The sequence below is a fragment of the Actinopolymorpha pittospori genome, from assembly GCF_014873875.1.
GTDB lineage: Bacteria > Actinomycetota > Actinomycetes > Propionibacteriales > Actinopolymorphaceae > Actinopolymorpha > Actinopolymorpha pittospori.
Map to the genome: position 1 here is coordinate 2922341 of NZ_JADBEM010000001.1, position 25540 is coordinate 2947880.

A 25540-nucleotide genomic window follows, 5' to 3' on the forward strand; every position below is an offset into this window, starting at 1 on the left:
GTGGGTCGGGCCGGTGGTCGGGCTTGTGGTCGGTCGGCCTCGGTCAGCGCAGCGCGGGTTCGGTCGGGGCGTCGCTCGTCGGGTACTTCGAGGTCGGGTCGTCGTAGCCGCCGGAGTCGGTGTCGGCGACGTCCGCGGCGCCGAGGATGGCGTCGAGGATCGTCCGGGCGGACACGAGCTCGTCGATGGACGTGCTGATCCGGTCGCGCTCCTTCCCCAGCCCGACGACGAGTTCGGAGCAGGTGGGCGCCAGGAGGTCGCCCTTGTCGGCGAAGCAGGGAAGCACCTCGGCGATCACCGAGGTGCCGAGCCCCGCGGAGAGGAGCGTGCGGATGCGCCGGACAGTATGGACGTCGGAGTCGGCGTAGTCGCGGTATCCACTCGGCCGGCGGCGCGGGTGGAGCAGCCCCTGCTCCTCGTAGTAGCGGAGCAGGCGCTCGCTGACGCCGGTCTGCCGGGAGAGTTCGCCGATCCGCATTCTCGACCCCTTCTCGCGAGTTGACTCTCACATCAATGTGAACCTTTAGCGTAACCGGCATGGCAAACCTGAACCGTGCCCACGACGGCCACGACAGAGATGACAGCCACGCCAGCCACGACAGCCGAAACAGTGAGAACAGCCGTGACACCCGGGACGCGGCGGTGACCGTCCTCGGGATGGGACCCATGGGCCGAGCGCTCGCCCGGGCTTGTGTGAACGACGGCCACCCCACCACGGTGTGGAACCGAACACCCGGCCGGGCGGACGATTTGCTGGCCGCCGGCGCCGTCCAGGCCGACACCGCCGCCGAGGCCGTGGCGGCGAGCCCCCTGGTGATCGTCTGCGTGCTGGACTACGACGCCGTTCACGCGATCGTCGGGTCCGCGAGCGACGCGCTGAAGGGCCGTACGTTGCTGAGCCTGACCGCCGGCTCACCCGAGCGTGCCCGCGCGACCGCCGCCTGGGCGGCCGAGCAGGGCATCGACTACCTGGACGGTTCGATCATGACGCCCGTGCCGACGATCGGAGGGTCCGACGCGGTCGTTCTCTACAGCGGTCCGGAGGCGGTCTACGAAACGCATCGGCGGACCCTGGCGAGCCTGGGTGGCTCCGCCGTCCATCTCGGCGCGGACCCGGGCCGGGCGGCCGCGTACGACGTGGCGCTGCTCGACTTGTTCTGGACGTCGATGAGTGGTCTCGTCCACGCGTTCGCGCTGGCCCGGGCCGAGAACATCCCGGCGCGGGAACTCGCCCCGTTCGCCCAGGGCATCGGCAGGCTGTTGCCCGACATCATCGCCGAGTTCGCACCGGCGTTGGACCAGGGTGAGTACGCGGGTGACACGTCCAACGTCCGCTCGGCCGCGGCCGCGATGGACCACATCGTCCACACGGCACGCTCACACGGTCTCGACACCGGCGTCCTGACCGCCGCCCTGGCCCTCGCCCGACGAACGGTCGACGCCGGGCACGGCGAGGACGGCTTCCACCGCCTGGTCGAGACGCTCGGGGAGGGATCAGCCGTAGTGGGATCGGCGGGAGTGAGGGGTGGGACACAAGAGGGGATCCCACCTCGCTAAACCTGTTGCTCGGACGGGAGCGCGCTGAATAGCGTTTGGGCGCCCATGACTGCTCCCCCGAACACCCGCCACGTCGTCCTGCGCCTGCTCTGGCCCGGACGACGCTCCGCCGTTGCCCTGGGCACGGTCATCCTCGTCGCGACCGTGCTGCCGCTCCTGGCACCGCAGGTCACCCGGCGATTCGTCGACGGTGCGATCGCCGGCGAGAGCACCTCCCAACTGTCCCTTCTCGCCCTTGGTTATCTCGGGCTCGCCGTCTTCGGCCAGCTCGCCCGGATGGTGACGGCGTGGCTCGCGAGCCGGCTCGCCTGGGACGGCACCAACCGGTTGCGGGAGAACCTCGCCGAGCACGCGCTCGGCCTGGACATGGCCTACCACGGCAAGCGCACTCCGGGCGAGATGATCGAGCGGGTCGACGGTGACGTCGTCGCGCTCGCCAACTTCGTCGTCGCCTTCCTGCTGGATGTCGTCGCGAGCCTGCTGCTCCTGCTCGGCGTCCTCGTCGTGGTGCTCAGCGTCGACCTGCGGATCGGTGCCGTCCTGCTGGCCTACTGCGTCCTCATCGGCTACTTCATGGTCCGCGCCCAGCGGGTCGCCGTCCCGGCGATGACGCGGGTACGCGAGAAGTTCGCGGCGCTGTTCGGCAACGTCGAGGAGCGCCTGTCCGGCGCGGAGGACATCCGGGCCAACGGCGCCGGTGCCCACGTGGTCAACCGGTTCCACCAGGCCAGCGCCGAGGTCTACCGCGCCGACCTGCGGGCCGAGAAGATCGGCGGCGGCTTGTTCGCGATCACCAACATCGCGTTCGCCACGGGTACGGCGCTGGTCCTGGGGCTCGCTTCCTGGGTCCAGCAGTCCGGCGCGCTGAGTGTCGGCACGGCGGTGCTGCTGTTCCAGTACACCCAGATGGTGCGGTCGCCGTTCGAGCGGATCATCGACCAGTTGCAGCAGTACCAGAAGGCGCTCGCCGGGGTGGCCCGGATCGGTGGCCTGCTGGCCGAACGCCGCACGCTCCCCGAGCCCGCCGTACCCACACCGCTCCCGGCCACCGGGCCGCTCGGCCTCGAACTCGAGGGCGTGGCGTTCGCCTACGCCGACGACGACGAGCAGGTGCTCTCCGACGTCAACCTGCGACTGGCTCCGGGTGAGACGCTCGGCCTGGTCGGGCGTACCGGCAGCGGCAAGACCACGATCGCGCGGATGGTGCTGCGGCTGTACGACCCGACGCGGGGGGTCGTGCGGCTCGGTGGCGTCGACCTGCGCGACACCGACCTCGCCTCCGTGCACCGGCGGATCTCCGTCGTCACCCAGGACGTCCAGCTGTTCGCGGCGAGTGTGCGCGACAACCTCATGATGTTCCGGCCTGGCGCGGACGACGACCGGCTGCGCGATGTCCTCACCGAGGTCGGACTGGGTGACTGGCTGGCCAGCCTGCCGAAGGGGCTCGACACCGTACTCGGCGCACAGGCGGGTGGGGTGTCGGCGGGGGAGGCCCAGCTGCTGGCCTTCGCCCGCGCGTTCCTCACCGACCCCGGCCTGGTGGTGCTCGACGAGGCGTCCAGCCGGCTGGACCCGGCGACCGAGCAGCACATCGAAGGCGCCATCGATCGGCTGCTGACCGACCGCACCGGCGTCCTGATCGCGCACCGGCTGTCCTCGCTGGCACGGGTGGACCAGATCGCGGTCGTCGACGACGGTCGGGTGGTGGAGTACGGACCGCGCGAGGCGCTCGCCGCCGATCCCGACAGCCGCTTCTCCCAGTTGCTGGTGGCCGCCGGGGTACGCCGTACCCGCATGGTCCCGGCCGGCGAGCGCGGCCTGAACGACAACCTGAACGACAACCTGAACGACAGACGAGACGACAGCGTGAACGGCGACGTGAACGGCGACGTGAACGACAGGCGAGACGACAGCGTGCGTGACGACGACGTTGGCGACCTGAGCGGAGTGGGAGGAGCGGTCCGATGAGCAGCCGATCCGGCGTCTTCCTGGTCATGAGGCGGCTCGCGTCCTTCGACCTGCGCCGCTACGTCGTGGGCACCGCGCTGTGGTCGCTCTTCTTCCTCGTACCCCTGCTGACCGGACTGGTACTGAAGGCGATCTTCGACCAGCTGAGCGGTCAGCGGGCCGCCGGCGCCAACACCGCGCTGTGGTTGTGCCTGGCGTTCGTCGCGGTCGAGGCCGTCCGTGGACTGATGTTCTGGTTCTCGCTGAACATCTGGCCCTACTGGTGGAACGGCGCGGCGACGATCCTGCGGGCCAACGTCCTGCGGTCCGTCCTCACGGCGCGAGGCCCGGCCGCGAGCCGGCTTCCGCACTCCTCCGGCGAGGCCGTCTCCCGGTTCCGGGACGACGTGGAGGATCTCGTCATCCTCACCGACAACACCGTCGACCTGGCGGGCTCGCTGCTGTTCGGTATCGGCGCGTTCGTGATCATGTGGTCCATCGACCCCGTGGTCACGGTCGTGTTGGTCCTGCCCCTGACGATCGTGGTGATCCTCAACCGTGTCCTCAGTGAGGTGATCCGACGCATCCACCGCCGGGCCCGCGAGCTGGGCGCGGCCGTGACCGCCTTCATCGGGGAGACGTTCTCCGGCGTCCTCGCGATCAAGACGGCCGGTGCCGAAGGTGCGGTGCTCGACCGGCTGCGCGAGCACAACCAGCGCCGCCGGCAGGCCGCCGTCAAGGACCGGTTGGCGATGGACATGCTCGACACGGCCACCGGCGCGACCGTCGAGGTGAGCATCGGCTTGGTGCTGCTGCTGGCGGCACCGGCGATGCGGCGCGGCGACTTCACGGTCGGCGACCTGGCGCTGTTCACGAGCTACGTCGGGTGGCTGACGATGTTGCCGCGGGTTCTCGGGCGGATGCTCTACCGCATCCCGCAGGGCACGGTCGCGACCGAGCGGCTGGCCCGGCTGATGGCCACCCACGAGGACGCCGACGATCTCTCCCGGCACAGCGGGGTGTGGTTCGACTCGGAGCCGCCGCCGGTCGCGACCGAAGTCCCCGAGCGGACCGACCCGCTGAGGGTGGTCGAGGCGCGCGGGCTGACCGTTCGGCACAGCGACACCGGCCGAGGCGTGGCGGACGTCGACCTCCGGGTCGAGCGCGGCTCGTTCACCGTGGTCACCGGTGCCGTCGGGTCGGGCAAGACGACGCTGGTGCGCGCGCTGCTCGGCCTCCTTCCGCTCAACCAGGGCACGGTTTCCTGGAACGGCCGGGAGGTCGAGGATCCGGGCACCTTCCTGGTCCCGAACCGCGTGGCCTACGCCGGGCAGGTGCCGCGGCTGTTCTCGGAGTCGCTGCGGGAGAACCTCCTGCTGGGCTGGCCCGCCGACGCCGAGGAGCTTGACCGCGCGTTGGCGCTCGCCGCGCTGGAACGCGACCTGGCCGATATGCCGGAAGGGCTGGACACCGTGGTGGGCCCGCGCGGGGTCCGGTTGTCCGGTGGACAGGTACAGCGTGCGACCGCGGCCCGGGCGCTGGTGCGATCGCCCGACCTGCTCGTGGTCGACGACCTGTCGTCGGCGCTGGACGTCGAGACCGAGCAGCTGTTGTGGGACCGGATCGCTGTCGCCGCCAAGGACGGTCGTGGCCCGGCGACACTGCTGGTCGTGTCACACCGACGGGCCGCACTCGAACGCGCCGACCAGATCGTGGTGCTCGACCGTGGTCGCGTCGTCGGCACCGGTGCGCTGCGTGACCTGCTGCGGACCTGCCCGGAGATGCGTCGGCTGTGGAACGAGGAACTCGTCGTCGAGGCGGAGGAACACTCGACCACCACCGCGGCCGTCTCGACCTGAGTCGGCCGCGGTCGGTGGAGGGGTCGACCTGGACCTGACCTGGGGCCTGACCTAGGACCTGACCTAGGAAGGATCGCCGTTCGGGTGCGGGCGGCTGAGCTGCCAGACGATCAGTGCGGGCGTGTCGCGGCAGGCCGCCCGCACCGCCTCGGGGCAGTAGCGCTGGGCGTCGGGGCCGCCGTGCCCGCCGGCGCGCTCGCCCCATCGCGGTTCGTGACACGACACCACCGTGAAGCCGGCGGCCAGCGCGGCCGTGAGGTAGTCCGACGGTAGGAAGCGGGTGGCGGGCATCGCGCGCGTACCCTCCGGCCCGGAAACGCTCGCCACGCCACCGAGGTAGAGCGACAGCCAGTAGATGTCGGACAGGATCGCCTGCCCACCGGGCCGAAGCACGCGGGCGAACTCGGTCAGGACAGGTTCCAGCCGTGGCTGGTGGGTCAGCGCGAGCGCGCAGACAACGGCGTCGAAACTCGCGTCAGGGAAGGGCAACGCGTCGAGCGCGCCTTCCTTGAACTCTCCGGCCGGGACCTTGAGACGGGCGTGCGTGAGCATCTCGGGCGAACCGTCGACGCCCGCGACCTCGTGGCCGAGCGTGTGCAGGTACGCGGCGTGCCGGCCCGTCCCACATGCCGCGTCCAGCACCCGACCGACCGGAAGCGCGTCCAGAAGTGGACGCACCACTGGCTCTTCGACCTCGATCAGCGGGTTGCCGGGATCGTCGTACCTCTCGGCCCAGATGGCGTAACCGTCGCGGGTGGTCGCGTGGCCGACGGTCCCGCCAGGCCTGGCGAGGAGCGCAGGATCGGCTACCAGCGAACGGATCTCCGCGATGCGCGCCTCGATGAAGTCCGGACTGTCCGGGGCGTTCGGGTGCTGGCCTACGTCGTCACCGGCCTGAGCCCGAAGCAACGCGACGCCTTCCAGGCCCAGCAACCATGCGAGGGAGTGCGTGTAATGGGGCACCCGGCCACGCTAGGTGGTAGGCGGTACGGCGGCCACTGGATTTACCCGGCGGTCTACGCGGGGGTCACCGTGGTCAGCGAGCACGGGCGACGTAGGTCGCGAGCATCCCGTCGGGTGAGTACGTCGCGTCCTCGATGGCGAAGCCGGCGCGTTCGATCATCGGTTCCAGGAGCCAGCTGAAGGTGGAGTGCTCGTCGCGAACGTGCTCTTCGAGTTCGGCGCGGCTCCACCCGTCGCCACCTTCTCCGTGGCCGGTCGCGCACCAGGCCTCGAGGCGTTCCTGCGCCTCGCAAGGATCGAAACTGTAGACGACATCCCACAGCCGCAGAATTCCGCCCGGCCGGAGCAGGTGACGCGCTCGCGTCAGGGCGACGGCCTTCCAGAAGTCAGGCAGATGGTGAAGCGCGTAACGGGAGTAGACGAGGTCGGCGGGCCGACCGTGGTGCTCGTAGGTGAGGAAGCCGGCCTGTGCGACGTCGACGTTGCGGACGCGTGCCCTCGCGAGCTTGGTCCGAAGCACCTCCAGCATCACCGAGGAGACGTCGACGGCGACGACCCGGGCGCACGTCGGCGCGACCGCGAGAGTGAACTGTCCCGTGCCCGGGCCGAGCTCGACGACGTGGGAGTCCTCGTCGAGGCCCCAGCCTCGTAGGAGGGCGACCTCGCTCGCGGCGGCGGCGTCCTCCTTCACGTCGTATCGCTGGACGTGGTCGACGTCGAGGTTCTCCCGGCCGGCGCTACCCACCTCGTCGAGCAGCCACCCGGGACGGTCGTGCGTGATCCCCTGGTCAGCGTCGACGTCCACGGTCACACCCTAGTGCGGGTGAGAAGACCCACCACCCGCGAACCGCGGTCATGCGTCGAAGGCCCGACCTCAGGGCCGGCGGGCAACTCCGCAGTATCCCCACCGCGAACCGTCGCTGTCGGCCGCCTCCGGGTCCTCGGCGCCCCACAGTCCGGTGAAGGTGACGCTCGGCGCGGCCCCTTCGTACGGCGGAACGAGTTCCAGACCGTCGAAGAGTCGGGTCACCTCCTCCTTCGTCCGGAAGTAGCCCTTCTCACTCGCGTTGGAGTAAACGTCGAGGAACGCCTGGACACCGGCCGGAGACACCTTGTCGGCGGTGATGTGTGAGAGGACCAGATAGCTGCCGGGCGTCAGCGCGTTCATGTAGCGCTTCACCAACTGCCAGGGATCGGACTCGTCGGAGACGAAGTGGACGACGGCCGCGAGCACCAGGCCGACGGGTTGGTCGAGGTCGATCAGCCCGCGCAACTCCGGGTTGTCGAGGATCTCGTCGGGTTCACGCAGGTCACCGGTGATGAACGTCGTGTTCTTCGCGTCGGCGAGCAGACCCTTCGCGTGGGCGAGGATCATCGGGTCGTTGTCGACGTAGACGGTGCGGGCGTCCTCGGTGACCTTCTGCGCGGCCTCGTGGGTGTTGTTGCGGGTGGGCAGGCCGGCGCCGATGTCGATGAACTGCCGGATGCCGGCCTCCGCGGCGAGCCAACTGGTCGCCCGCTGCAGGAAGCCACGGTTGGACCAGGCGATGTCCTCCAGCTCCGGGACCTTGGCCTTGATGTGCGCTGCCGCCGCCCGGTCGATCTCCAGGTGTTCGGTGCCGCCCAGGTAGAAGTCGTAGAGGCGACCGGCGCTCGGCACCGTCGGGTCCACGCCTGGGGGGACTTCCTCGGCATCGCTCATCTGACCTCCAAGATCGTCTCGGTAAGTCTGGCATGTCCGAGTCCTTCGCACCACGGTCACCACGTCCTTCGGAGCCGATACCTACAGAGGTCGCGTAACTTGGGGCGTCATCGCGCTGACGAGGAAGGATCCGACGGGAGAACGTATGCCAGTGTGCCGGTACGGACGCCGTGGAGGCGTCGCGCTCGCAGCGCTGGTGGCGGCGTTCGCCCTGCTCGGTGGTTGCGCCGGCGCGGCATCCCACCACGCGGAAAGCACGGGAACGCCCGCTGCCGCGGACCCGGTTCGGCGGACGACGCCGGCCGCGCGCACCAACCTCGACTGTCAGCCGACCAGCACGCCCGTCTCCTCCACTCCCGGCGGTGGCCCGCGCATCGTCGACGCGACGGCGCTCGACTGTGCCGTCGCTCCGGGCGGCGCGCCCGCGAGGTTCCAGGTCACCGTGGCCAACCCCACCCGCAAGGCGTACGAACGCGCGGGACTCACCTTCTCCTACGGCTACTCCGCCTGGGGCGACGACCCGAACGCGCTGCGGATCGAGTACCACCACGGCGGCACCTGGACCCGCCTGCCCATGCACTGGACCAACCCGGACGAGCCCGAACTCGTCGAGAGCGGTGCGATGCACGTCGACCTCCCGCCACGGTCGACCACGACCTACGACGTGCGCTTCGCCCTGCCCGCCGGCTACGTGCCCGAGGCCGGAGTGGTCAGCTTCGGCGGCGGCGTCATCCTCGACCTGCCGGGCCAGACCCGGCAGCGGCATGCGAGCAGTGTCCGTGGTCCCGTGTTCGCACTCGACCCGCCTCGCGGCACCCCTGTCAACCTGAACGTGCCAAGGGCCGCGCGGCCGGGTGGAGGGCCGGTGGAGTTCGCCGCGGAGGTCGACAATCCGACCGGACGGGCCTACGACCGGACCGCACTCGACCTGCGCATCGACGGTGTGGCAGACGACCGTACGACGCTCGAGATGTTTCGTGACGGAGGCTGGCACCCCATAACGCTGAGAACCTCCGCCGACCATGTAGTCGGCACCATCGCCGACGGACTCACCGTTCCGGCCGGCTACCGACACACCTACCGGCTGCGGGTCCGTCTCCTGCCGGGCGCCATCCGCACGGGCGGAGCCAACCCGCGGATGTCGCTGCGACTGCGCGACCTCACGGCCAAGGATGCCGATCTCGGTACGGCCGAACGCCTGCTCCATGTCGTCCTGCCCACGGTCCAGGTCCAGCTCCCGCAGGAGATCAGGGCGCCAGGTGCGGTGGAGTTCCTGCTCAGCATCGAGAATGCCACCGGCGTTGCTCTTCCATCCGTCAAGGTGCGGTTGACAATCACCAATCCGCCTACCCGCGACGGACTCACCGTCGCGTATCGGCCAGCGGGTCGGTCCGCACCCTGGACCTCGTTGCAGTTGGGTGCGGGCGCGAACGGGACCCACGCCTGGACGGCCGAACTTCCTCCGCCGCGCGCGGACGGCACACCGGCCGGACTCCGCGCCGCCTACGACGTACGGATCGAACTGGCGAAGTGGAACGCCGAGACCGGCAATCTCCTGCACGTCGCCGCCGTCCTGGTCCTCGACGACGGCTCACCGGTCTCGGCGTCCACCGAAGGCGATCCCGCCAACGCCTACATCGGGGTTCGTTCGGACTGATCTGGTGCGTCTGGGATCCCGTCCGCAACCGTGAGAGCCGGCCCCGCCGGAGGCTGCGCCGGCGCGGCCTCCGCCTCCGCCTGTGCCGCGGGTGTCTCGTCGAGTCGGCGCAGTCCGCGTACCGACGGATCCGCGAGGGTGAGGAGGATGACGGCCGCCATGAGCACCCCACCGCCCACGATGACGTTCGAGACACCGAAGGCGTCGGCCAGGGGCCCGGCCAGGAGTTGCCCGACGGGCATCGCGACCAGGGACCCGAGAGCGTCGTAGGAGGCCACCCGGGACAGCCTGTCCTGCGGGACGTGCTGTTGGAGCGCCGTCTCCCATCCGATGCCGAAGAAGTCGCTGCCGATCCCGACGACCAGTGCGACCGTGAGAAGCAGGACGAGCGACGGATGCAACCCCAGCAGCAGCACCTCCACCGCGGTCAACCCCATGCCGAGCATGCCGACGACCATCGGTCGCTGGGGCCGCCAGCGCAGCATCACCAGGGCACCCAGGACCAGGCCGACGCCCATCGCGGAGTTCAGCAGCCCCCAGCCGACCCGGCCGAAGGTCTCGTCGGCGACGAGTGGTCCGAGGGTGTTGACGGCGCCCGCGATGATGGCGTTGATCACGGAGAACGCCGCCACGATCACCCACACCCAGCGGCGAGAGACGAACTCGCGCCAACCAACCCGAAGATCGTGCAGTGTCGACTCGGACGGGGACTCGCGGCGAGTCCGCACGAGTCGCACCCGGGAGATCAACAGCGCGGCGATGCCGAAGGTCGCGGCGTCGAACGCGAGTCCCCAACCGGAGCCAAGGAATCCGACGACGGCGCCGGCGACCGCTCCGCCGCCGATCGTCGTGACGTTGCGGACGAGCCCGCTGAGGGCGTTTGCCTGCTGCAGTTCGGAACGAGCGACCAACTGGGGAATCAGCCCTTGCAGGGCAGGGAAGGTGAACGCCGCGGCCGCGCCGTTCACGGCCTCGATGGCGGCGAGCTGCCAGACCTCGGCGGTGCCGGTGAGCAGCAGGACGGCGGCCAGTGACTGGGTGCCGAGGCAGACGAGGTTGGAGGCGACGAGTACGACATCGCGCCGGATCCGGTCGGCGAGGACGCCGCCGAACAACACGAGCAGGATGAGCGGGATCGTGCGTGCGGCGAGCACCAGGCCGAGCGCCGACGCCGAGTGGGTGATGTCGAGGACGGCGAACGCGACGGCGACCGGCGCGATGGCGCTGCCCAGCAGGGTGGCGAAGCGGGCACCGAGGAAGTACCGGAAGCCGGTGTGCCGCAACGGTGCGAGAGACGCACGATCGATCATCGCTTCGGTTCCTTCGTCGTCATCTCGAAGAGTGCCATGGTCGCGTTGACGTGCAGGGTGCCGTCGGTACGTGGAGGCTGTGCGTTCTCGTGGAGCAGTAGGGCCGCGTCGCCGGCGAGCCGCACGGCGCGTTTCCAGACCTCGGGGTCGACCCACAACTCGGCGTCGCACAGGGCGCTGGGGCTGGGCCGTTCGGTGTCGACCGCCTGGTCCTGGGCGCGGCGGATCAGCTCGTGGGCGATCGCCTGCCAGACGAGCAGCTGTCCCTCCGGATCGGTTCCGACCGCCTGCCCGGCGCACTCATCCGCCGCCGTGCGGGTGGGGTGGCGGTAGCGCTTCACGACGCCGCCTCGCACGTTCTCCTCCCCGGCCGCCTCCACGATCCCGGCGGCGGCCAGGACCCGCAGGTGATAGGACGCGTTGGCGTGGGTGATGTCGAGCTCCTGGGCGAGCTCGGTCGCGGACATGGCCGCCCCGGTGAGCAGCGACAGCATGCGGAGCCTGATCGGGTGTGCGCTGGCGCGGAGCGCTGCGACGTCCAAAGACATGTTGGGGACCTTAGGGGTCCAAGCCGGCGACCGTCAAGCAGTTCTTTGGGGGTCGGGTCGTACGTGTCCGACGACGGCCGGCGTGGGGTTCGAGAGGCTCAGTCCTCGAGCAGGCGGAGCCAGCTGGTCACCATCAGTAGGGGCCCGTACCGCTCCTTCAGGAAGTCGACCTCCTCCGGCCCGGCAGCCGCGGCGATGACGACCACCGAGCCCCTCGGAATGCTGGATCCGAGCACGACGATGCCGCGGGCCTCGAGGACGTCTTGGTCCACGTGGAGAGATCGCTGCAGGCTCCTCAGGTCCGCGATCGACGCCGCGGCCTCGACCACGCACAGTGGCCCGGGGTAGAGCGCCCGCAACTCCCGCCGATGACGTTCCAGGTCCCCCGTGAACGACGCATTGAGGACGCGCTGGTGCTCAGTGAGCCAGACGTAGCCGACATCCGGTTGACCCTCGGCGTAGGTGATGGCGTCCTGCCGTTGGTCGGCGGTGGCGGGTTCGTCGCCGGGGTCCGGGCACGCCGTGTCCGGGAGGCTCCAGTCACCGACTGTCGACTCCGACAGCGCGGGATCGTCGGCGGCGAGCGTCGCGGGCTCGGTCAGGGTGAGAGTCCACAGGTCGTTGGTGCCGACCAGGCGCAGCCGCGGCGTCAGCACCGTGCCGTTGTCGTAGACCGTCGCGTCGGGCACGGAGTCGAGGTCGAGTCCGCGGACGGTGAGGCCCGATCCCGACTTCGGTGGACGCGACATGCGGAAGACGCGGCACACCTTGGGCTCCTTGCCTGGTTCGGCGAGGACGGAGGCCTGGACACCCCAGCGCCGGCGACTTCGGCGTTCCCCGTTCGGCATGGCCCGACTATGGCCGGGCCGGGGACGGCCGGGCAAGGGGTGGAGCAACCCGGACCGCTGGAACCCGAGCGGGGTACTGATCGCGTCCGAAGATCGATGGTCGGCTACCGTGGCGGGGCTGATCGCCTGACCGGGTCGGCATCGACCCAGGGCATGCCTCGGGCAGGGCCCAGGAGAGATCGGGGACGGGGATCGTGAGCCGGATCCACCGACGTGGCTCGTACGGCGTCGACGCACCCTTCGTACCGCTCGGCTTCGCGGGCGCCGCCGTCGCGCTGACGGTCGTCGGCGTCGTGGCCACCGTCATGAGAGGCATCGCCGTTGGCTGGTTGCCGTTTCTCCTCGCCGCCCTGATGGTCGTGAGCCTGCTCGTGTACATGCACGCGACGTGGCGGGGGAAGTTCCAGGTCTGGTCGAGGCTCCTCGACGAACTCGGCCTGCGCGGTCACGAGCGGCTGCTCGACATCGGTTGCGGCAGGGGTGCGGTCCTGCTGATGGCCGCGGGTCGGCTCGACTCGGGGCGCGCGGTCGGCGTGGACCTCTGGCGTACGGTCGACCAGTCCGGCAACGCGCAGGAGGTCACCGAGCACAACGCGGTCGCCGAGGGGGTCAGCGACCGGGTCGAGCTTCATACGGGGGACATGATGGCGCTCCCGTTCGAGAGCGACGGGTTCGACGCGGTCGTCTCCAGCCTGGCGATCCACAACGTGCGAACGCCGGAGGGCCGGGCCCGAGCGATCGACGAGGCGGTACGGGTCCTGCGCCCTGGTGGCCGACTGGTCGTCACGGACATCAGTGCCACCGGCGAGTACCTGCGCCGACTGACGGCACTGGGTCTCGTCGACGTGCGCGTCCGCCCCCTTGGCTGGCGCATGTGGTGGGGCGGTCCGTGGATGAGTACCCGCGTGGTGAGCGCGACCAAGCCCATGCGCTGGTCCCTCAGCCTCGGATGATGCTGTGGTCGTTGGGGCGGATGACGTTCTGGTAGCGGTCCACCCACGGCGGCGGGATGTATTCGGGGTGCCCGTCGGGTCCCATCCGCACGGTCCAGCCCTTCGTGTGGATGACGGTGTGGTGGTGTTGGCACAGGAGGACACCGTTGTTCAGGTCGGTCGCTCCGCCGTCCACCCAATGCTGGATGTGATGCGCTTCGGTCCACTTCTCGGGCCGTCGGCAGTCGGGGAAGTGGCAGAAGTAGCCGTCGCGTTCGGCGAGGGCGTGTCGCTGGGAGGAGGTGAACAGGCGGGTGCCGCGCCCGAGGTCGAGGACGGCGCCGTCGCCCCCGAGGACGACCGGGATGATCTCGGCGTCACACGCCAGTTGCCGCACCAGCGTCGCTGACAATGGCGGCCCCGTGATCCGGTAACCGATTACCGCGTGTCCCCCGCTCCCGTCCTCGTCCCTGTGGGTCTTTACCTTCAGATGCGCGGGGCCGGAGTCGGTGAGCACGGAGTTGAGGGTGCCGTAGCCGAGCCGGGCCACGAGGTCGTCGTGGTTCACCGTCACCGTGAGGCGCGGCCTGATGCTCCCGCGGGCAGGTGCGTCGACGGCAGCCTGCGCCTGGCTGAGGAGCTCGGCGAACGCGTCGGCCTGACGGCGTTCGCTGCTGCGCAGGTCCGGCCCGTCAGGACCGCTCGGACGCGGCCGAGCCAGCGGATCCAGGAGCGCCTGCAGGATCGCCAGGGTCGGCAGATCCGCCCGCAGGAAAACCGTGCCCATCCCGTCGCGGACCGGGCCGAAGCTCAGGGTGCGGTTCTCTCGGGCTCTGCGTTCCTGCTCTTCCAGTTGCTTCCCGATCCGGCGTTCGGCGTCCTCGGGTGCGATCACTTCGTAGAGGTGTTTGCCGGCCTTGTCCAGGTCATCGACATCAAGCGCCTGCGCACTGTCGAGCAGGAACGCTTCCGCCTCCGCCTTCACGTCGGCGTCGACGTCGTTGGGTAACCGTCGGATCGCGCGTTCGATCACCTGTGCCTGACCCAACGAAATCTCACCGTCAGAGAGGGCTTCACCCGTCGAACGGAGCGTCTGGTCCAGCGCCTTCGCCAACCGCACCGACACCGACGCCTCACGACGCCCCATCCGCGTCACCTGCTGCACCCAACCCGCAGTGTTCGCAGCACCGGTCAGCTTCCTGACCTCGCTCAACTCCGCCTGCCGCGTCAACCTCAACCGAAGAGATGCCAGCTTCGCCTCGTAGACAGCGATCTGCCGCAACGCCGATTCATGCTCATCCAACGGCAACGACAGGGTTGGGCACTCGATCGCCGCGTCAACACCCGCACCGACATCGGCAAGCCAACGCATCAACGGATGCGCGAAGCCTTCCCCGGTGTCGATGTCCATGACCAAACCCTAGACCCGACCACCGACAGAAACCCCTGTAAAACAAGGGCCCCCAGGGCAACCAGCCGAAACCTCTTCTGACAATTTTCCGTCAGGTTTGGCGTCAAACCGAACCAGGCGACTCGCGACGATTCTTCATCCACCCCACCCAGCACCTCGGCCGGGTCAAGGCTGCTGCCAAAGAAGTCGTACGGCCTCCGCGTGGCGCGACCGTATGCGCCTTTACCCGTTGCGAGGTCCTGCGATGATGGGCCCATGTCCGACTATCGGCAGTTGCGAACGACCTTCGACAGCGCGGCGGCCAACTATCAGGCGGCCCGACCCAACTATCCCGACGACTTGTACGCCGACCTACTCCAGATCACCGGCGTGAGCCCGCCGGATCGCCTGCTGGAGGTGGGATGCGGGCCAGGAAAGGCGACCTTGCCGCTCGCCCGGGCCGGCTTCCCGATCACCACGGTCGAGCTCGGTCCGGGTCTGGCGGAGCAGGCTCGCCACCACCTCGCCGCCTTTCCCCAGGTCGAGGTGATCACGTCGTCCTTCGAGCACTGGGCCGTCCCGAAGGATGTGTCGTTCTCACTCGTCTACGCCGCGACGGCCTGGGCGTGGGTCGACCCCGAGATCAAGTACGCGAAGGCCGCCGAGGTGCTCCGACCCGGCGGCCACCTCGCGGTGTGGAACGCCACGCACGCCTTCCCGGCAGGCTACGACCCGTTCTTCCCCGAGATCCAGGAGGTCTACGAGGAGCTCGGTGAGACGCGGGAGGACGACGAGTGGCCGCCGCCGCTGCCTGACACCCTGCCGGATCACCTGGAGGAGTTCGAGGCGTCAGGCCACTTCGTGAGCGCGGGCGTACGGCGCTATGTCTGGGGTCGCCGCTACTCCGCCGACCGGTACATCGCCCTGCTCGACACGTTCTCCGGCCACATCGCGATGGGGGAGGCCAAGCGGAGCCACCTGTACGCGGAGATCCGCCGCCGCCTCGCCGAGCGCCCCGACGGTCAGCTGACCAGACACTGGGCGTCCGTCCTGACGATCGGCCGCCGCATCTGAACCAGCGCCGTATCAGAACCGGTGCCGTATCCGAACCAGCGCCGTATCCGAGCCGACGCGTCCTACGCTCAGGCCACCCGCCGGTCGTTGATCGCGTCGAGGTCCCACGCGATGCCCAGGCCTGGTGAGTCGGACGCGACCGCGTGACCGTCGACGATCCGCATCTCCTCCGTCGTGATGGCCCGTAGTTGCGGGATGTGCTCGACGTAGAGACCGTTGGGTACAGCGGCCGCGAGGCTGACGTGCAGCTCCATGAGGAAGTGCGGAGCGACCTTCACGTTGAACGCCTCGGCCAGGTGGGCGACCTTCAGCCAGGGCGTGATCCCGCCGATCCGGGCGACGTCGACCTGCACGATGCCCACGGCCCCCGCCTCGAGGTAGGCCCGGAACTGTCCGAGGGAGTACAACGACTCGCCCACGGCGACGGGAACCGAGCTCGCCCGTGCGAGCGCGGCGTGGCCGGAGACGTCGTCGGCCGGGAGCGGCTCCTCGAACCACGCGACGTCGAGTTCCTCGAACGCGCGGGCCCGCCGGGTCGCGTCGGCCACTGTCAACGACTGGTTGGCATCGACCATGATCTCGAGCTCGGGCCCGACCGCCGCACGTACGGCGGCGATCCGTGCGACGTCGGTGGCGACCCTGGGCTTGCCGACCTTGACCTTCACGCCGGTCCAACCGGCGTCACGGGCCGCAAGGGCACCGCGGACGAGCTCCTCGGTCGGGAGTTGCAGCCAGCCACCCTCGGTGTCGTAGACCGGCACCTCCTGACGGTATCCACCGGCCATCCGCCACAGGGGTTCGCCGGCGCGCTGACAGCGGATGTCCCACAGGGCGGTGTCGACGGCGGCGAGCGCCAGTGCGGTGACGACACCGATGCTGGTGGCCCGGGTGACGGCGTACAGCTGCGACCACACGGCCTCGATGTCGCCCGCCTCGCGGCCGTGGAGTCGGGGCAGCAGGTCGGTACGAAGCAGCGCGACGACGGCGCGGCCGCCGGTGCCGATCGTGTAGCTGTAACCGAGGCCGGTGTGGCCGTCATCGGTCGTGATCTCGACGAACACCGTCTCCTGCTTGACGAACGACTGCACCGCGTCGTGACGTGGTGTCTCCACCTCGAGATCGACGAGGTACGCCGACGCGCTGACCACCTTGCCCATGGTTCTCCTCCACCGCAGCGGCCCTGCCGCGACGACCGTACTCGTCCGGCACCAGCGCCGCACGGCCCCAGGATGGCTTTGGTCAGCGTCCCGGTGCAGGATCTGACCACCACCGGACGGTGAGTCGGGCGCTCCGGCTTCACCGCATCGAAAGGACCGCACGTGAACGTCTTGGACAGCTTCAGTCTCAAGGGCCGGAAAGCTCTCGTCACAGGAGGAAACCGCGGACTCGGACGGACCTTCACGATGGCCCTGGCGCAGGCCGGCGCCGAGGTGGCGTTCGTGTCCCGCGACGAGACCCTCAACCAGACCGCGGTGCGGGATCTGGCCGACAACGGCCTGAAGGCGCTGGCCATCACCGGCGACATCACGGTCCAGGCCGACATCGACCGGGCGATCGAGGAGACGGTCGCGGCGTTCGGTGGGCTCGACATCCTCGTCAACAACGCCGGCGTGTGCTTCCACGAGGAGTCGTGGAAGGTCAGCGACGAGGCGTGGGACCAGGTCTTCGACCTCAACGTCCGCGCGTTGTGGAAGTGCTGCCTGGCCGCGGGGCGGTACATGGCCGACCACGGCGGCGGCTCGATCGTCAACGTGGGTTCGATCTCCGGCCTGATCGTCAACCGGCCACAGTGGCAGCCGGCGTACAACGCGTCGAAGGCCGCGGTCCACCAGCTCACGAAGTCGCTCGCGGCCGAATGGGCGTCGGCCGGCATCCGCGTCAACGCGGTCGCGCCCGGTTACGTCAAGACCGACATGGCGCCCGTCGACCGGCCGGAGTTTCGTCGGAACTGGATCGAGGACGCGCCCCAGCAGCGCTACGCCGTACCCGAGGAGATCGCTCCGAGCGTGGTCTTCCTGGCCAGTCCGGCGGCGTCCTTCATGACCGGCTCCGTCCTGGTCATCGACGGCGGCTACACCGTCTTCTAGGAGTATCCGGGAAGGAGAGCGGAGGATGCCGGAGGTACGCCCGGATCCTCCCGCCTAGCCTCGTTCCCGAACCGGGAGGGCGACGCGTCGCGCGCCCCGGCCGGCGAGCACGATCGTGTCGAGAGGGTGGGAGCACGTGGAACCGAAGAAGCCGACGCCGCTGGACGACTTCCTGTTCGACCTGCGCGGGTACCTGATCCTCGAGAACGCCGTCCAACCGGAGTTGGTCGACGAACTCAACCGCGCGTTCGACGACTTCCCCGACCTCGCGCCGGGTGAATGGTGGGGCAACGCCCAACGCCGCGACTACACCGAGGAGACCGGCTTCGAGCTGCACAACTGCGTCGAGGCGGGCGAGCCGTTCGAGCGGTTGATCGACCACCCGTCCTGGATCGAGCACGTCCTGCGCTACGGCGGTGAGGACGACAGCTACGTACGCGGGGTCTTCATCGACGAGTGCATCGCCTCGATCCGCCGCTCGGGTGGTCACCACCCGGTGCACAGCGGGGGATACCACGGCGCGATGCGAGGGGCGTACGGCTACAAGAACGGCGTCTTCCGCTGCGGGCAGGTCAACATCATCCTGGCGCTCACCGACATCGGTGAGGGTGACGGGGCGACGATGGTCGTCCCGGGCAGCCACAAGTCCAACTTCCCGCACCCGCTGGAAGGTGACTACGCACGCGGCGACCGGATGGACCATCTGGAGGGCGCGGTGCCGGCGTACCTGAAGAAGGGCGACGCGCTGCTGTTCGTGGACGGCCTCATGCACGGCGGCAGCAGCCGCACCAACGAGGGCGAACGCCGGATCCTCATCTACCGCTACGGCCCGTCGTGGGCGCGGACGAGGTTCAACTACGAGTACTCCCAGCCGTTGCTCGACCGGCTGACCCCGGCCCGTCGCGCGATCCTGCAGCCCGTCGTGCCGGCCCGGCCGCCGGCACCCGCGCCGGTCCCGTGACCGCTGTCAGGCGTTGGCCGCGGCGATCACTCTGGTCAGCGACGCGTGGAGTTCCTCGAGTTCCGGGATGGTCATGCCCAGCCGCTCGATGATCGCGGGCGGAATCTTCTCGGCCTCGGCCCGGAGGTCGTCTCCGGCCTCGGTCAGTGTGACCGCCAGGGAGCGTTCGTCCCTGGGGTCACGCTGGCGGCGGACGTAACCGCTGGTTTCCAGCCGCTTGAGCAGGGGCGAGAGGGTGCCCGGGTCGAGTTGGAGCAGCCGGCTCAGCTGCTTCACCGAGAGGGGCGACTCCTCCCACAGGGCGAGCATCACGAGGTACTGCGGGTGGGTGAGGCCCATGGGTTCCAACAGCGGACGGTAGAGGGCGATCACGCTGCGTGAGGCGACGGCGAGGGCAAAGCAGACCTGTCGGTCCAGGGCCAGCAGGTTCGCCGCCTCTGAGGTCGCGGCTGGAACCGGCGCCGCGGTCGAGTCCGGCATCTTCCTTCTCTCCTTCGAACGGTCCCTGGCTACCCTATCAATTGGTACACCAAGCATTGGTGTACAAAGTGATGGAACGCTGTCGGAACCGAGGAGCCCTGATGAGCAAGAAGCACCCTGGACTGAGCCTGTGGTACCGATTCCGCTGGCGCACGCTCTGGTTGTTGCTGCACGTCATGGGGCCGGCCGAACTCCCCGACGCGATCGATCCACGCCGACGCATGGAGCGCGAACGCGCCGCCCGGGTGGCGAAGGCGACGGAAGGCGCTCGGGCAGCCTGACCGAACGGCGTACGGGCCGCGGCTCCAGGCTCTACCCGCGTACCTCGCTCGCCGCGACATGGCACGCGGCCGCGTGGCCGGGCACGATGTCGCCGAGCTTGGGAGTGACGGTGTCGCACACCTCGATCGCGAGCGGGCACCTCGGCCGGAACCGACAACCCTCCTCCGGGTCGACCACCCGGGGCGGCTCGCCGTAGTCCTCCGACGCCGACCCCTCGTCCGGGGCCGCTCCGGGATCGGGTGCGGCCGACAGCAGTAGCTGGGTGTAAGGGTGCTTCGGTCGGGCCAGCACCTCCTCGCAGGGGCCGCTCTCCACCACGTGCCCGGCGTACATCACCATCATCCGGTCGGCGACGTACCGCGCGCTGGCCAGGTCGTGGGTGATGTACAGGAACGAGACACCCTCCTGCTCCCGCAGCCGCGCCATCAGGTTGAGCACCCCGATCCGGATCGAGACGTCGAGCATCGAGACGGGCTCGTCCGCCAGGATCACCTCGGGTCGACAGGCCAGCGCGGCCGCGAAACCGATCCGCTGCCGCTGCCCACCACTGAGCTCGTACGGGTACTTCTGCATCACCTCGTGCGGTGGGGTGAGCCCCACGAGGTCCAGCAGGCGTTCGGCCTCGTCGCGCCGAGCAGCCGCGGAGAGTTCGGGACGGTGCAGCCGCAGCGAGCGCAGGATCGCGTGCGAGACGGGGTAGACCGGGCTGAGCGAGCTGTAGGGGTCCTGGAAGACCATCTGGACGCGGCGTCGGTAGTCGAGCTTCTGGGCGCGCGTGCGCAGGGCGCGTACGGGCTGGCCGTGGTAGCGGATCTCGCCGGCCGTCACGGGGTAGAGCAGGGCGAGGAGCCGGGCGACGGTGCTCTTGCCGCTGCCACTCTCGCCGACGAGCGCGACGATCTCGCGTTCGCCGATCACCAGGTCGACCTCGTCGACGGCATGGAGAGTACGGCGGCCGAACGCCCCGCCCACCTTGAAGTGACGGGTCAGGCCGGTGGCCGACAGCACGGCACGTGGCCCGACGGCGTCGTCGGCCGTGGTGGTGGATCCGTTTGGCGAGGTCATCGTGGCTCCACCGGCTCGGGCGTCCGTCGCGACGGCGCGTACAGGTGACAGCGGACGAGTTCGGCGCGCCCGACCTGGTAGGTCGCCGGCTCCTGTCGGCAGACGTCCATCACCTGGGGGCAGCGGGCCTGGAACCGGCAGCCCGCGGGCGGATGACGCAGGTCGGGCGGACTACCGGGGATCCCGGTCAGCTCCCGGCGCGGTCCGCGCAGTGACGGGAACGCCTGCAGCAGGCCGACGCTGTAGGGGTGGCGCGCCTGGGCGAAGACCTCGCTCGTCGGGCCGAGTTCGACCAGCTGACCGGCGTACATGATGGCGAGCCGGTCGGAGTAGTGACTCACCAGCGACATGTCGTGGGTGACGAAGAGGACGGCGAACCCGAACTCCTCCTGTAGTTGCTTCACGCGTCGCATCAGCGACCGCTGGGCCACGACGTCCAGTGCCGACGTGGGCTCGTCCATGATGACCAGGTCCGGTCGGAACACCAGTGCCATGGCGATCATCGCGCGTTGCCGCATGCCGCCGGAGAGCTGGTGCGGGTAGCTGCTCAGGTGGATCGGGTCGATCCCGACCAGCCGGAGGACCTCCTCCGCGCGGGTCCGCATCGTCGCCGCCGACACCTTCTCGTGCGCGGCGATCGCGTCGCGTAGCTGGGCGCCGATGGAGAGCACCGGGTTGAGTGCGTTCATGGCGCTCTGCATGACGACGGAGTAGTCCCGCCAGCGGATGTGGCGCAGCTCGTCCTCGGTCAACTCGACCATGTGATGGCCGTTGAAGTCGACCGTGCCGGAGACGATCCGGGCAGGTGGGCTGAGCAGCCGGGCGATGGCGTAGAGCAGGGTGGACTTGCCACAGCCCGACTCGCCCACGATGCCGACGAACTCGCCCCGGCGGACGCGTAGGCTCACGTGGTCGACGGCGCGGACCGGTTCGTCGACGCCGTACTCCACCACCAGGTCCTCGACGTCAAGTAGGACTTGACGATCCGGTCGGGCTGCCGGGTCGGCCGGAGCGCCGGCGCTATCCCGTGGTTTCGGCACCTTCGAGCCTCCTCCTCGGTGTACGTGGTCCGCGCGCCGGGCCCACCTTGCGCCGACGGCGCGGGGGCCGCAGCGCGGGGTTGCTGACCTCGTCGAACGCGTAGTTGATCAGAGAGAAGCTCGCGCCCAGGAGGGCGATGCACAGGCCAGGTGCGAGGTCCCACAGCGGGGTCCCGGCTTGCAGGGCCTCGTTGTTCTCCGCCCAGTGCATCATGCTGCCCCAGCTGATCGAGGAGATGTCGCCGAGGCCGATGAACTGCAGTCCCGCGACGGCGAGGACGCCGTAGACGGCCGCACCGAGGAAGTTGGCGACCAGCAGTCCGGACATGGTGGGGAGGATCTCGAAGACGATGGTGTACGACGTGCGCTCACCACGGACCCGGGCGGCCTCCAGGAACTCCCGGTTGCGCAGGGACAACGCCTGCGCCCGGAACTGTCGAGCGCCGTAGGCCCAACTCGTCACCGCGATCACGAGCACCATCACCATGACGCCGCTCTGCCGGATGTAGGACGAGATGACGATCAACAACGGGAGACTCGGGAGGACGAGGAAGATGTCGGTGAGCAGGGACAGCAGGTGGTCGGGCAGGTTGCCGACATAGGCCGCGGCGACTCCGACGAGCGCGGAGACCACCGTCGCGACACCACCCACCAGGAAGGCGATCAGCAGCGACTGCCGGGTGCCGTAGACCAGTTGGGAGAAGATGTCCTGCCCGTACGACGTCGTACCCAGCAGATGGTCACCGCTTGGACCGACCCCCTGGCCGAGGCCGGTGACCTGCGGATCGTAGGGGGCGATCAGCGGTGCGAAGATCCCGACCAGGACGAAGACGCCCAGGATGATCGCACCGGTGAGCGCCTTGGGGTTTCCGGCGATGGAGTGCAGCAGGTTCCCGATCGCGCCGCGGTGCCTGTCCCGGCCGTGCCCAGGCGGCGTCGCGTCGATCGGGGTGTCGAGGTCCGTCGTGTCGGTCGTCATGCCTTGCCCCGGGTGCGCGGGTCGAGGATGTAGGTGACCCCGTCCGCGATCAGGACGGAGACGAGGGTGGCCGCGGTGATGAGCAGGAAGAGTGCCTGCATCAGTGGGTAGTCCTGGCCGGTGACCGCCTGGACGAGGAGGTAACCCACGCCCGGGTAGGTGAAGACGAGTTCGACCAGGAGCGCACCGCTGATCACGAAGCCCAGCGACATGGCGAAGCCGGTGAGGTTGGGCAGGATCGCGTTGCGGCTGGCGTACTGCACCATGATCCGGCTCGACGGGAGCCCCTTCGCCCGCGCCATCTTCACGTAGTCCTCGCCCATGACGCCGATCATCGTGTTGCGCATGGTGAGGATCCAGCCGCCGATGGACGTCAGGATGATCACCGTCGCGGGCAGGAAGGCGTGCGAAACGATCTGCACGATCGTCGGCCAGTTGAAGGCCAGCTCGCCCGCGGTGATGTCGTACCCGAAGCCGATCGGCGCCCACTGGAGCAGGACGCCGAACAGGTAGAGGAACAACAGCCCCACCCAGAAGAAGGGCAGCGCGCCGACGACGATGAACACCGGCGGCAGCACGCTGTCCAGGGCGCCGCCCCGCCGCCACGCGGCCGTCGCCCCCAACAGCGTGCCGAGCAGGAACGCGAGCACCGTGGTGACACCGACCAGGCCGAGGGTCCACGGGATCGCGATCGAGATGACGCTGGTGACGCTGTCGGGGAAGTACGTGATCGAGGAACCGAAGTCGAACCTGAACACCTGGCCCCAGTAGGAGATGTACTGCTTCCACAGGGGTTCGTGGGTGTTGAGGCCGAGCATCACCTCGAGGGAGTGTCGGCGGGAGCCGGTGATCTGGCCCTTCATCCGGGCCATCATCTGCTGGATCGGATCACCGGGCATCAGTCTGGGCAGCAGGAAGTTGATGCTCACCGCTGCCCAGAACGTGACGACGAAGAACTCCAGCCGGCGGAGGATTCGCGGCATCGCTGCTGCCTACTTCTCGACGGGCTTGAGGTTGAGCAGGACGATGCCCCAGTCCGGCTGGGCGTAGGGAGCCGGGTTGGCGTAGGGGTTCTGCTCCGTCGGCCAGTTGGTGAACCTCGTCGTGTCCGTCTGCGACCAGGAGACGTTCTGCGTGACCGGGATGACGGGCACCTGTTCGAGCATGATCTGCTCGAGCTGCTTGACGACCCCGATCTGGTCCTTCTCGTCGATCAGCGTGTCGTACTGCCTGATCAGCTCGTCGGTCGCCGGGTCCTTCCAGCGCTCGTAGTTGCGGCTGGTGTCCTGGCCGATCGGCTTGGCGTAGGCGCCGTAGAGGACGTCCCGCAGCTCGTAGTAGGGCGTCGGCCCGGTGTTGGCGGACATGTAGGCGAGCTCGAACTGGCCCTGGCTGAGCCGGCGGTTGTACTCGTTGCCGTTGAGGTTGAGCGCCTCGACCTCGACGCCGGCCTGCTTGAAGCCCGCCACGAGCACCTGGACGGCGGCGACCCAGTCGGTGAAGCCACCGTTGTTGATGAGGCTGAGCTTGAACGGCTTGCCGTCCGGTGTCTGGAACATCCCGTCCGGGCCCTTGGTGAACCCGGCCGCCTGGAGCTTCTCCGCGACCTTGGCGGGATCGAAGCTGTAGTCGTACTTGGCCACCGCGGACTCGTCCAGCCAGTCCTTGTAGGTCGGCGTGGCGATGGCGGCCTGGTTGGCCGGCGGCTGGTAGCCGTACATCGCGTCCTTGGAGACCTTCTCCCGGTCGACGCCGTAGGAGAGGGCCTGCCGGACCTGCTTGTCGGACAGGTAGGGCTTGGAGCTGTTGATGCCGATGTAGACATTGCCGTTCGGCGGGTACCAGTACTTGCGGTTGGTCTTGTCCTTGGCCACCCAGTAGTTGTCGATGTTGGGGATGAACTGGCCACCCCAGTCACCCTTGCCCTGGGCGAGGTAGCGGTTGGCGGGCTGGTTGTCGACGAAGGCGGGGTAGAGCACCTTGTCGACGACCGGCTTCCCCTTCTGCCAGTAGCTCTTGTTCTTGTCGTAGGTGATGGCCTGCGGTGTGCAGGCCCCCACGGTGAAGGGCCCGGTGCCGACCGGCTTGCGCATCAGCTCCTTGACCGGGTCCTTGATGCCGGACCACACGTGCTCCGGCAGGATCCAGGTCTGGCCGGCGATGTAGTAGAACGACGACGTCGAGACCCGCTTGAAGGTGAACTTCACCGTGGTGTCGTTCTCCGCCTGAACGCTCTGCAGGACGCCCTCGCTCCACAGCGCGTAGGAGTCGAGGGCTTCGTTGGCCTTGCCGGCGTTGAAGGTGTAGGCGACGTCCTTGGCGGTGAAGGGCTTGCCGTCGGACCACTTCACGCCACTGCGGGTGGTGAAGGTGAGCTCCTTGGCGTCGGCGCTCCACTTGTACGACGTGGCGAGCCAGGGCTTCTCCTCGCCGGTGAGCGTGTTGATGTAGGTGAGGGGCTCCCACACCACGCCCGCCGTCTGACCCGGGGTCGGCGAGTAGGGGTTGAAGTTGCAGGTCCACAGGGCGCCGGAGGCGTTGACGATCGAGACGGCGGTCCCGCCCCCCGCGCTGTTGTTGGCGGCCTGGCCGCCGCACGCGGTGGCGGCCAGGGCGATTCCGCACACCCCCGCGAAAATCCGTGCACGTGACGAACGCTTCATCGTTTCCTCACCGTCTGTCCCTCGAATCCGTCGCGGGCCCTACGTGGTGCCTCGGGTCGGAGCTGAGTCGATGCTGGTGGAGCTGCCAAGCCGATGGAGCTGGAGCGCGCTGCTGGGCCAAGCCGCTGGCCGCAGCGGAGTGCAGACTGAGCCGATGCTGTGTGGAGAAGAGATTCCACCCCCAGCGCCCCGATAG

Annotated in this window: 24 protein-coding genes; 9 read left to right on the forward strand and 15 right to left on the reverse strand. The window is 69.1% G+C overall.

The window, feature by feature from the left end; genetic code table 11:
- Positions 1 to 43: 43 nt before the first annotated feature.
- A complete protein-coding gene (locus HEB94_RS13900) occupies positions 44 to 478 on the reverse strand; it encodes a MerR family transcriptional regulator (protein WP_192750271.1) in 435 nt (144 codons plus the stop codon).
- A 59-nt stretch (positions 479 to 537) separates the two neighbouring features.
- Here HEB94_RS13900 and HEB94_RS13905 point away from each other — a divergent pair, with 59 nt between their 5' ends.
- The 3 genes from HEB94_RS13905 to HEB94_RS13915 are packed head-to-tail and all read left to right on the forward strand — an operon-like array spanning position 538 to position 5363.
- Positions 538 to 1557, forward strand: a complete 1020-nt coding sequence (locus HEB94_RS13905; RefSeq protein WP_192750272.1) for an NAD(P)-dependent oxidoreductase — start codon at positions 538 to 540, stop codon at positions 1555 to 1557.
- A 45-nt stretch (positions 1558 to 1602) separates the two neighbouring features.
- On the forward strand, positions 1603 to 3525 hold the full coding sequence (locus HEB94_RS13910; protein WP_192750273.1) for an ABC transporter ATP-binding protein: 1923 nt from the start codon (positions 1603 to 1605) through the stop codon (positions 3523 to 3525).
- Entirely contained in the window at positions 3522 to 5363 is a 1842-nt protein-coding gene (locus tag HEB94_RS13915; protein ID WP_238361522.1) for an ABC transporter ATP-binding protein, read from the forward strand. The genes HEB94_RS13910 and HEB94_RS13915 overlap by 4 nt, the downstream gene beginning before the upstream one ends.
- A 63-nt stretch (positions 5364 to 5426) precedes the next feature.
- On the opposite strand, the gene HEB94_RS13920 is transcribed toward HEB94_RS13915, so the two are convergent.
- From HEB94_RS13920 to HEB94_RS13930, 3 genes are all read right to left on the reverse strand, one after another.
- Positions 5427 to 6326, reverse strand: coding sequence for a methyltransferase domain-containing protein (locus HEB94_RS13920; RefSeq protein ID WP_192750274.1), 900 nt, complete (start codon positions 6324 to 6326; stop codon positions 5427 to 5429).
- Between the two features lie 73 nt (positions 6327 to 6399).
- Positions 6400 to 7131: a methyltransferase domain-containing protein gene (locus tag HEB94_RS13925; protein ID WP_202896340.1), complete on the reverse strand. Its 732-nt coding sequence runs from the start codon at positions 7129 to 7131 to the stop codon at positions 6400 to 6402.
- Between the two features lie 69 nt (positions 7132 to 7200).
- Positions 7201 to 8028 carry an SAM-dependent methyltransferase gene (locus tag HEB94_RS13930; RefSeq protein WP_192750275.1) on the reverse strand — a complete coding sequence of 276 codons (828 nt, stop codon included), beginning with the start codon at positions 8026 to 8028 and terminating at the stop codon, positions 7201 to 7203.
- Between the two features lie 145 nt (positions 8029 to 8173).
- On the opposite strand from HEB94_RS13930, the gene HEB94_RS13935 reads away from it, so the two are divergent.
- Positions 8174 to 9685, forward strand: a complete 1512-nt coding sequence (locus tag HEB94_RS13935; RefSeq protein ID WP_192750276.1) for a hypothetical protein — start codon at positions 8174 to 8176, stop codon at positions 9683 to 9685.
- Here HEB94_RS13935 and HEB94_RS13940 read toward each other — a convergent pair.
- The 3 genes from HEB94_RS13940 to HEB94_RS13950 all read right to left on the reverse strand — a co-directional run bounded on the left by HEB94_RS13940 (position 9661) and on the right by HEB94_RS13950 (position 12391).
- Positions 9661 to 10995 carry an MFS transporter gene (locus HEB94_RS13940; protein ID WP_192750277.1) on the reverse strand — a complete coding sequence of 445 codons (1335 nt, stop codon included), beginning with the start codon at positions 10993 to 10995 and terminating at the stop codon, positions 9661 to 9663. The two genes, HEB94_RS13935 and HEB94_RS13940, sit on opposite strands and share 25 nt — an antisense overlap.
- Positions 10992 to 11543 (reverse strand): ArsR/SmtB family transcription factor, encoded by a 552-nt coding sequence (locus HEB94_RS13945; RefSeq protein WP_192750278.1) that lies wholly within the window; start codon positions 11541 to 11543, stop codon positions 10992 to 10994. Before HEB94_RS13945 ends, HEB94_RS13940 begins: the two co-directional genes overlap by 4 nt.
- A 98-nt stretch (positions 11544 to 11641) precedes the next feature.
- On the reverse strand, positions 11642 to 12391 hold the full coding sequence (locus HEB94_RS13950; RefSeq protein WP_192750279.1) for a hypothetical protein: 750 nt from the start codon (positions 12389 to 12391) through the stop codon (positions 11642 to 11644).
- Positions 12392 to 12585: 194 nt separating this feature from the next.
- On the opposite strand from HEB94_RS13950, the gene HEB94_RS13955 reads away from it, so the two are divergent.
- A complete protein-coding gene (locus tag HEB94_RS13955; protein ID WP_202896341.1) occupies positions 12586 to 13344 on the forward strand; it encodes a methyltransferase domain-containing protein in 759 nt (252 codons plus the stop codon).
- Here HEB94_RS13955 and HEB94_RS13960 read toward each other — a convergent pair.
- Complete coding sequence (locus HEB94_RS13960) at positions 13331 to 14734, reverse strand: HNH endonuclease signature motif containing protein (RefSeq protein ID WP_192750280.1); 1404 nt, start codon at positions 14732 to 14734, stop codon at positions 13331 to 13333. The genes HEB94_RS13955 and HEB94_RS13960 overlap by 14 nt on opposite strands.
- Positions 14735 to 14989: 255 nt before the next feature.
- Here HEB94_RS13960 and HEB94_RS13965 point away from each other — a divergent pair, with 255 nt between their 5' ends.
- A complete protein-coding gene (locus tag HEB94_RS13965; protein ID WP_192750281.1) occupies positions 14990 to 15787 on the forward strand; it encodes a class I SAM-dependent methyltransferase in 798 nt (265 codons plus the stop codon).
- Between the two features lie 68 nt (positions 15788 to 15855).
- On the opposite strand, the gene HEB94_RS13970 is transcribed toward HEB94_RS13965, so the two are convergent.
- Positions 15856 to 16944 carry a mandelate racemase/muconate lactonizing enzyme family protein gene (locus HEB94_RS13970; protein WP_192750282.1) on the reverse strand — a complete coding sequence of 363 codons (1089 nt, stop codon included), beginning with the start codon at positions 16942 to 16944 and terminating at the stop codon, positions 15856 to 15858.
- Positions 16945 to 17106: 162 nt separating this feature from the next.
- On the opposite strand from HEB94_RS13970, the gene HEB94_RS13975 reads away from it, so the two are divergent.
- Positions 17107 to 17874 (forward strand): glucose 1-dehydrogenase, encoded by a 768-nt coding sequence (locus HEB94_RS13975; protein ID WP_192750283.1) that lies wholly within the window; start codon positions 17107 to 17109, stop codon positions 17872 to 17874.
- A 136-nt stretch (positions 17875 to 18010) separates the two neighbouring features.
- A complete protein-coding gene (locus HEB94_RS13980) occupies positions 18011 to 18835 on the forward strand; it encodes a phytanoyl-CoA dioxygenase family protein (RefSeq protein WP_192750284.1) in 825 nt (274 codons plus the stop codon).
- Between the two features lie 6 nt (positions 18836 to 18841).
- On the opposite strand, the gene HEB94_RS13985 is transcribed toward HEB94_RS13980, so the two are convergent.
- Positions 18842 to 19315 (reverse strand): MarR family winged helix-turn-helix transcriptional regulator, encoded by a 474-nt coding sequence (locus tag HEB94_RS13985; RefSeq protein WP_192750285.1) that lies wholly within the window; start codon positions 19313 to 19315, stop codon positions 18842 to 18844.
- A 101-nt stretch (positions 19316 to 19416) separates the two neighbouring features.
- On the opposite strand from HEB94_RS13985, the gene HEB94_RS13990 reads away from it, so the two are divergent.
- A complete protein-coding gene (locus tag HEB94_RS13990; RefSeq protein WP_192750286.1) occupies positions 19417 to 19596 on the forward strand; it encodes a hypothetical protein in 180 nt (59 codons plus the stop codon).
- A 31-nt stretch (positions 19597 to 19627) separates the two neighbouring features.
- Here HEB94_RS13990 and HEB94_RS13995 read toward each other — a convergent pair whose 3' ends face one another.
- From HEB94_RS13995 to HEB94_RS14015, 5 genes are read right to left on the reverse strand one after another with little or no spacing between them, the layout of a single operon-like run.
- Positions 19628 to 20662 (reverse strand): ABC transporter ATP-binding protein, encoded by a 1035-nt coding sequence (locus tag HEB94_RS13995; RefSeq protein WP_192750287.1) that lies wholly within the window; start codon positions 20660 to 20662, stop codon positions 19628 to 19630.
- Positions 20659 to 21702 (reverse strand): oligopeptide/dipeptide ABC transporter ATP-binding protein, encoded by a 1044-nt coding sequence (locus tag HEB94_RS14000; protein WP_192750288.1) that lies wholly within the window; start codon positions 21700 to 21702, stop codon positions 20659 to 20661. The genes HEB94_RS13995 and HEB94_RS14000 overlap by 4 nt, the downstream gene beginning before the upstream one ends.
- Positions 21683 to 22681, reverse strand: a complete 999-nt coding sequence (locus HEB94_RS14005) for an ABC transporter permease (RefSeq protein WP_192750289.1) — start codon at positions 22679 to 22681, stop codon at positions 21683 to 21685. Before HEB94_RS14005 ends, HEB94_RS14000 begins: the two co-directional genes overlap by 20 nt.
- The gene (locus tag HEB94_RS14010; protein ID WP_192750290.1) at positions 22678 to 23664 is read right to left on the reverse strand and encodes an ABC transporter permease; all 987 of its coding nucleotides are present in this window, start codon (positions 23662 to 23664) and stop codon (positions 22678 to 22680) included. The genes HEB94_RS14005 and HEB94_RS14010 overlap by 4 nt, the downstream gene beginning before the upstream one ends.
- Before the next feature lie 9 nt (positions 23665 to 23673).
- On the reverse strand, positions 23674 to 25344 hold the full coding sequence (locus HEB94_RS14015; protein WP_192750291.1) for an ABC transporter substrate-binding protein: 1671 nt from the start codon (positions 25342 to 25344) through the stop codon (positions 23674 to 23676).
- Between the last annotated feature and the right edge of the window lie 196 nt (positions 25345 to 25540).

Excerpts from the sequence above, each read along its gene's own strand:
- HEB94_RS13900 (WP_192750271.1), bottom strand. The coding sequence starts at position 478 with ATGCGGATCGGCGAACTCTCCCGGCAGACCGGCGTCAGCGAGCGCCTG.
- HEB94_RS13905 (WP_192750272.1), top strand. The coding sequence starts at position 538 with ATGGCAAACCTGAACCGTGCCCACGACGGCCACGACAGAGATGACAGC.
- HEB94_RS13910 (WP_192750273.1), top strand. The coding sequence starts at position 1,603 with ATGACTGCTCCCCCGAACACCCGCCACGTCGTCCTGCGCCTGCTCTGG.
- HEB94_RS13915 (WP_238361522.1), top strand. The coding sequence starts at position 3,522 with ATGAGCAGCCGATCCGGCGTCTTCCTGGTCATGAGGCGGCTCGCGTCC.
- HEB94_RS13930 (WP_192750275.1), bottom strand. The coding sequence starts at position 8,028 with ATGAGCGATGCCGAGGAAGTCCCCCCAGGCGTGGACCCGACGGTGCCG.
- HEB94_RS13935 (WP_192750276.1), top strand. The coding sequence starts at position 8,174 with ATGCCAGTGTGCCGGTACGGACGCCGTGGAGGCGTCGCGCTCGCAGCG.
- HEB94_RS13940 (WP_192750277.1), bottom strand. The coding sequence starts at position 10,995 with ATGATCGATCGTGCGTCTCTCGCACCGTTGCGGCACACCGGCTTCCGG.
- HEB94_RS13945 (WP_192750278.1), bottom strand. The coding sequence starts at position 11,543 with ATGTCTTTGGACGTCGCAGCGCTCCGCGCCAGCGCACACCCGATCAGG.
- HEB94_RS13950 (WP_192750279.1), bottom strand. The coding sequence starts at position 12,391 with ATGCCGAACGGGGAACGCCGAAGTCGCCGGCGCTGGGGTGTCCAGGCC.
- HEB94_RS13960 (WP_192750280.1), bottom strand. The coding sequence starts at position 14,734 with ATGGACATCGACACCGGGGAAGGCTTCGCGCATCCGTTGATGCGTTGG.
- HEB94_RS13965 (WP_192750281.1), top strand. The coding sequence starts at position 14,990 with ATGTCCGACTATCGGCAGTTGCGAACGACCTTCGACAGCGCGGCGGCC.
- HEB94_RS13970 (WP_192750282.1), bottom strand. The coding sequence starts at position 16,944 with ATGGGCAAGGTGGTCAGCGCGTCGGCGTACCTCGTCGATCTCGAGGTG.
- HEB94_RS13985 (WP_192750285.1), bottom strand. The coding sequence starts at position 19,315 with ATGCCGGACTCGACCGCGGCGCCGGTTCCAGCCGCGACCTCAGAGGCG.
- HEB94_RS13990 (WP_192750286.1), top strand. The coding sequence starts at position 19,417 with ATGAGCAAGAAGCACCCTGGACTGAGCCTGTGGTACCGATTCCGCTGG.
- HEB94_RS13995 (WP_192750287.1), bottom strand. The coding sequence starts at position 20,662 with ATGACCTCGCCAAACGGATCCACCACCACGGCCGACGACGCCGTCGGG.
- HEB94_RS14005 (WP_192750289.1), bottom strand. The coding sequence starts at position 22,681 with ATGACGACCGACACGACGGACCTCGACACCCCGATCGACGCGACGCCG.
- HEB94_RS14010 (WP_192750290.1), bottom strand. The coding sequence starts at position 23,664 with ATGCCGCGAATCCTCCGCCGGCTGGAGTTCTTCGTCGTCACGTTCTGG.
- HEB94_RS14015 (WP_192750291.1), bottom strand. The coding sequence starts at position 25,344 with ATGAAGCGTTCGTCACGTGCACGGATTTTCGCGGGGGTGTGCGGAATC.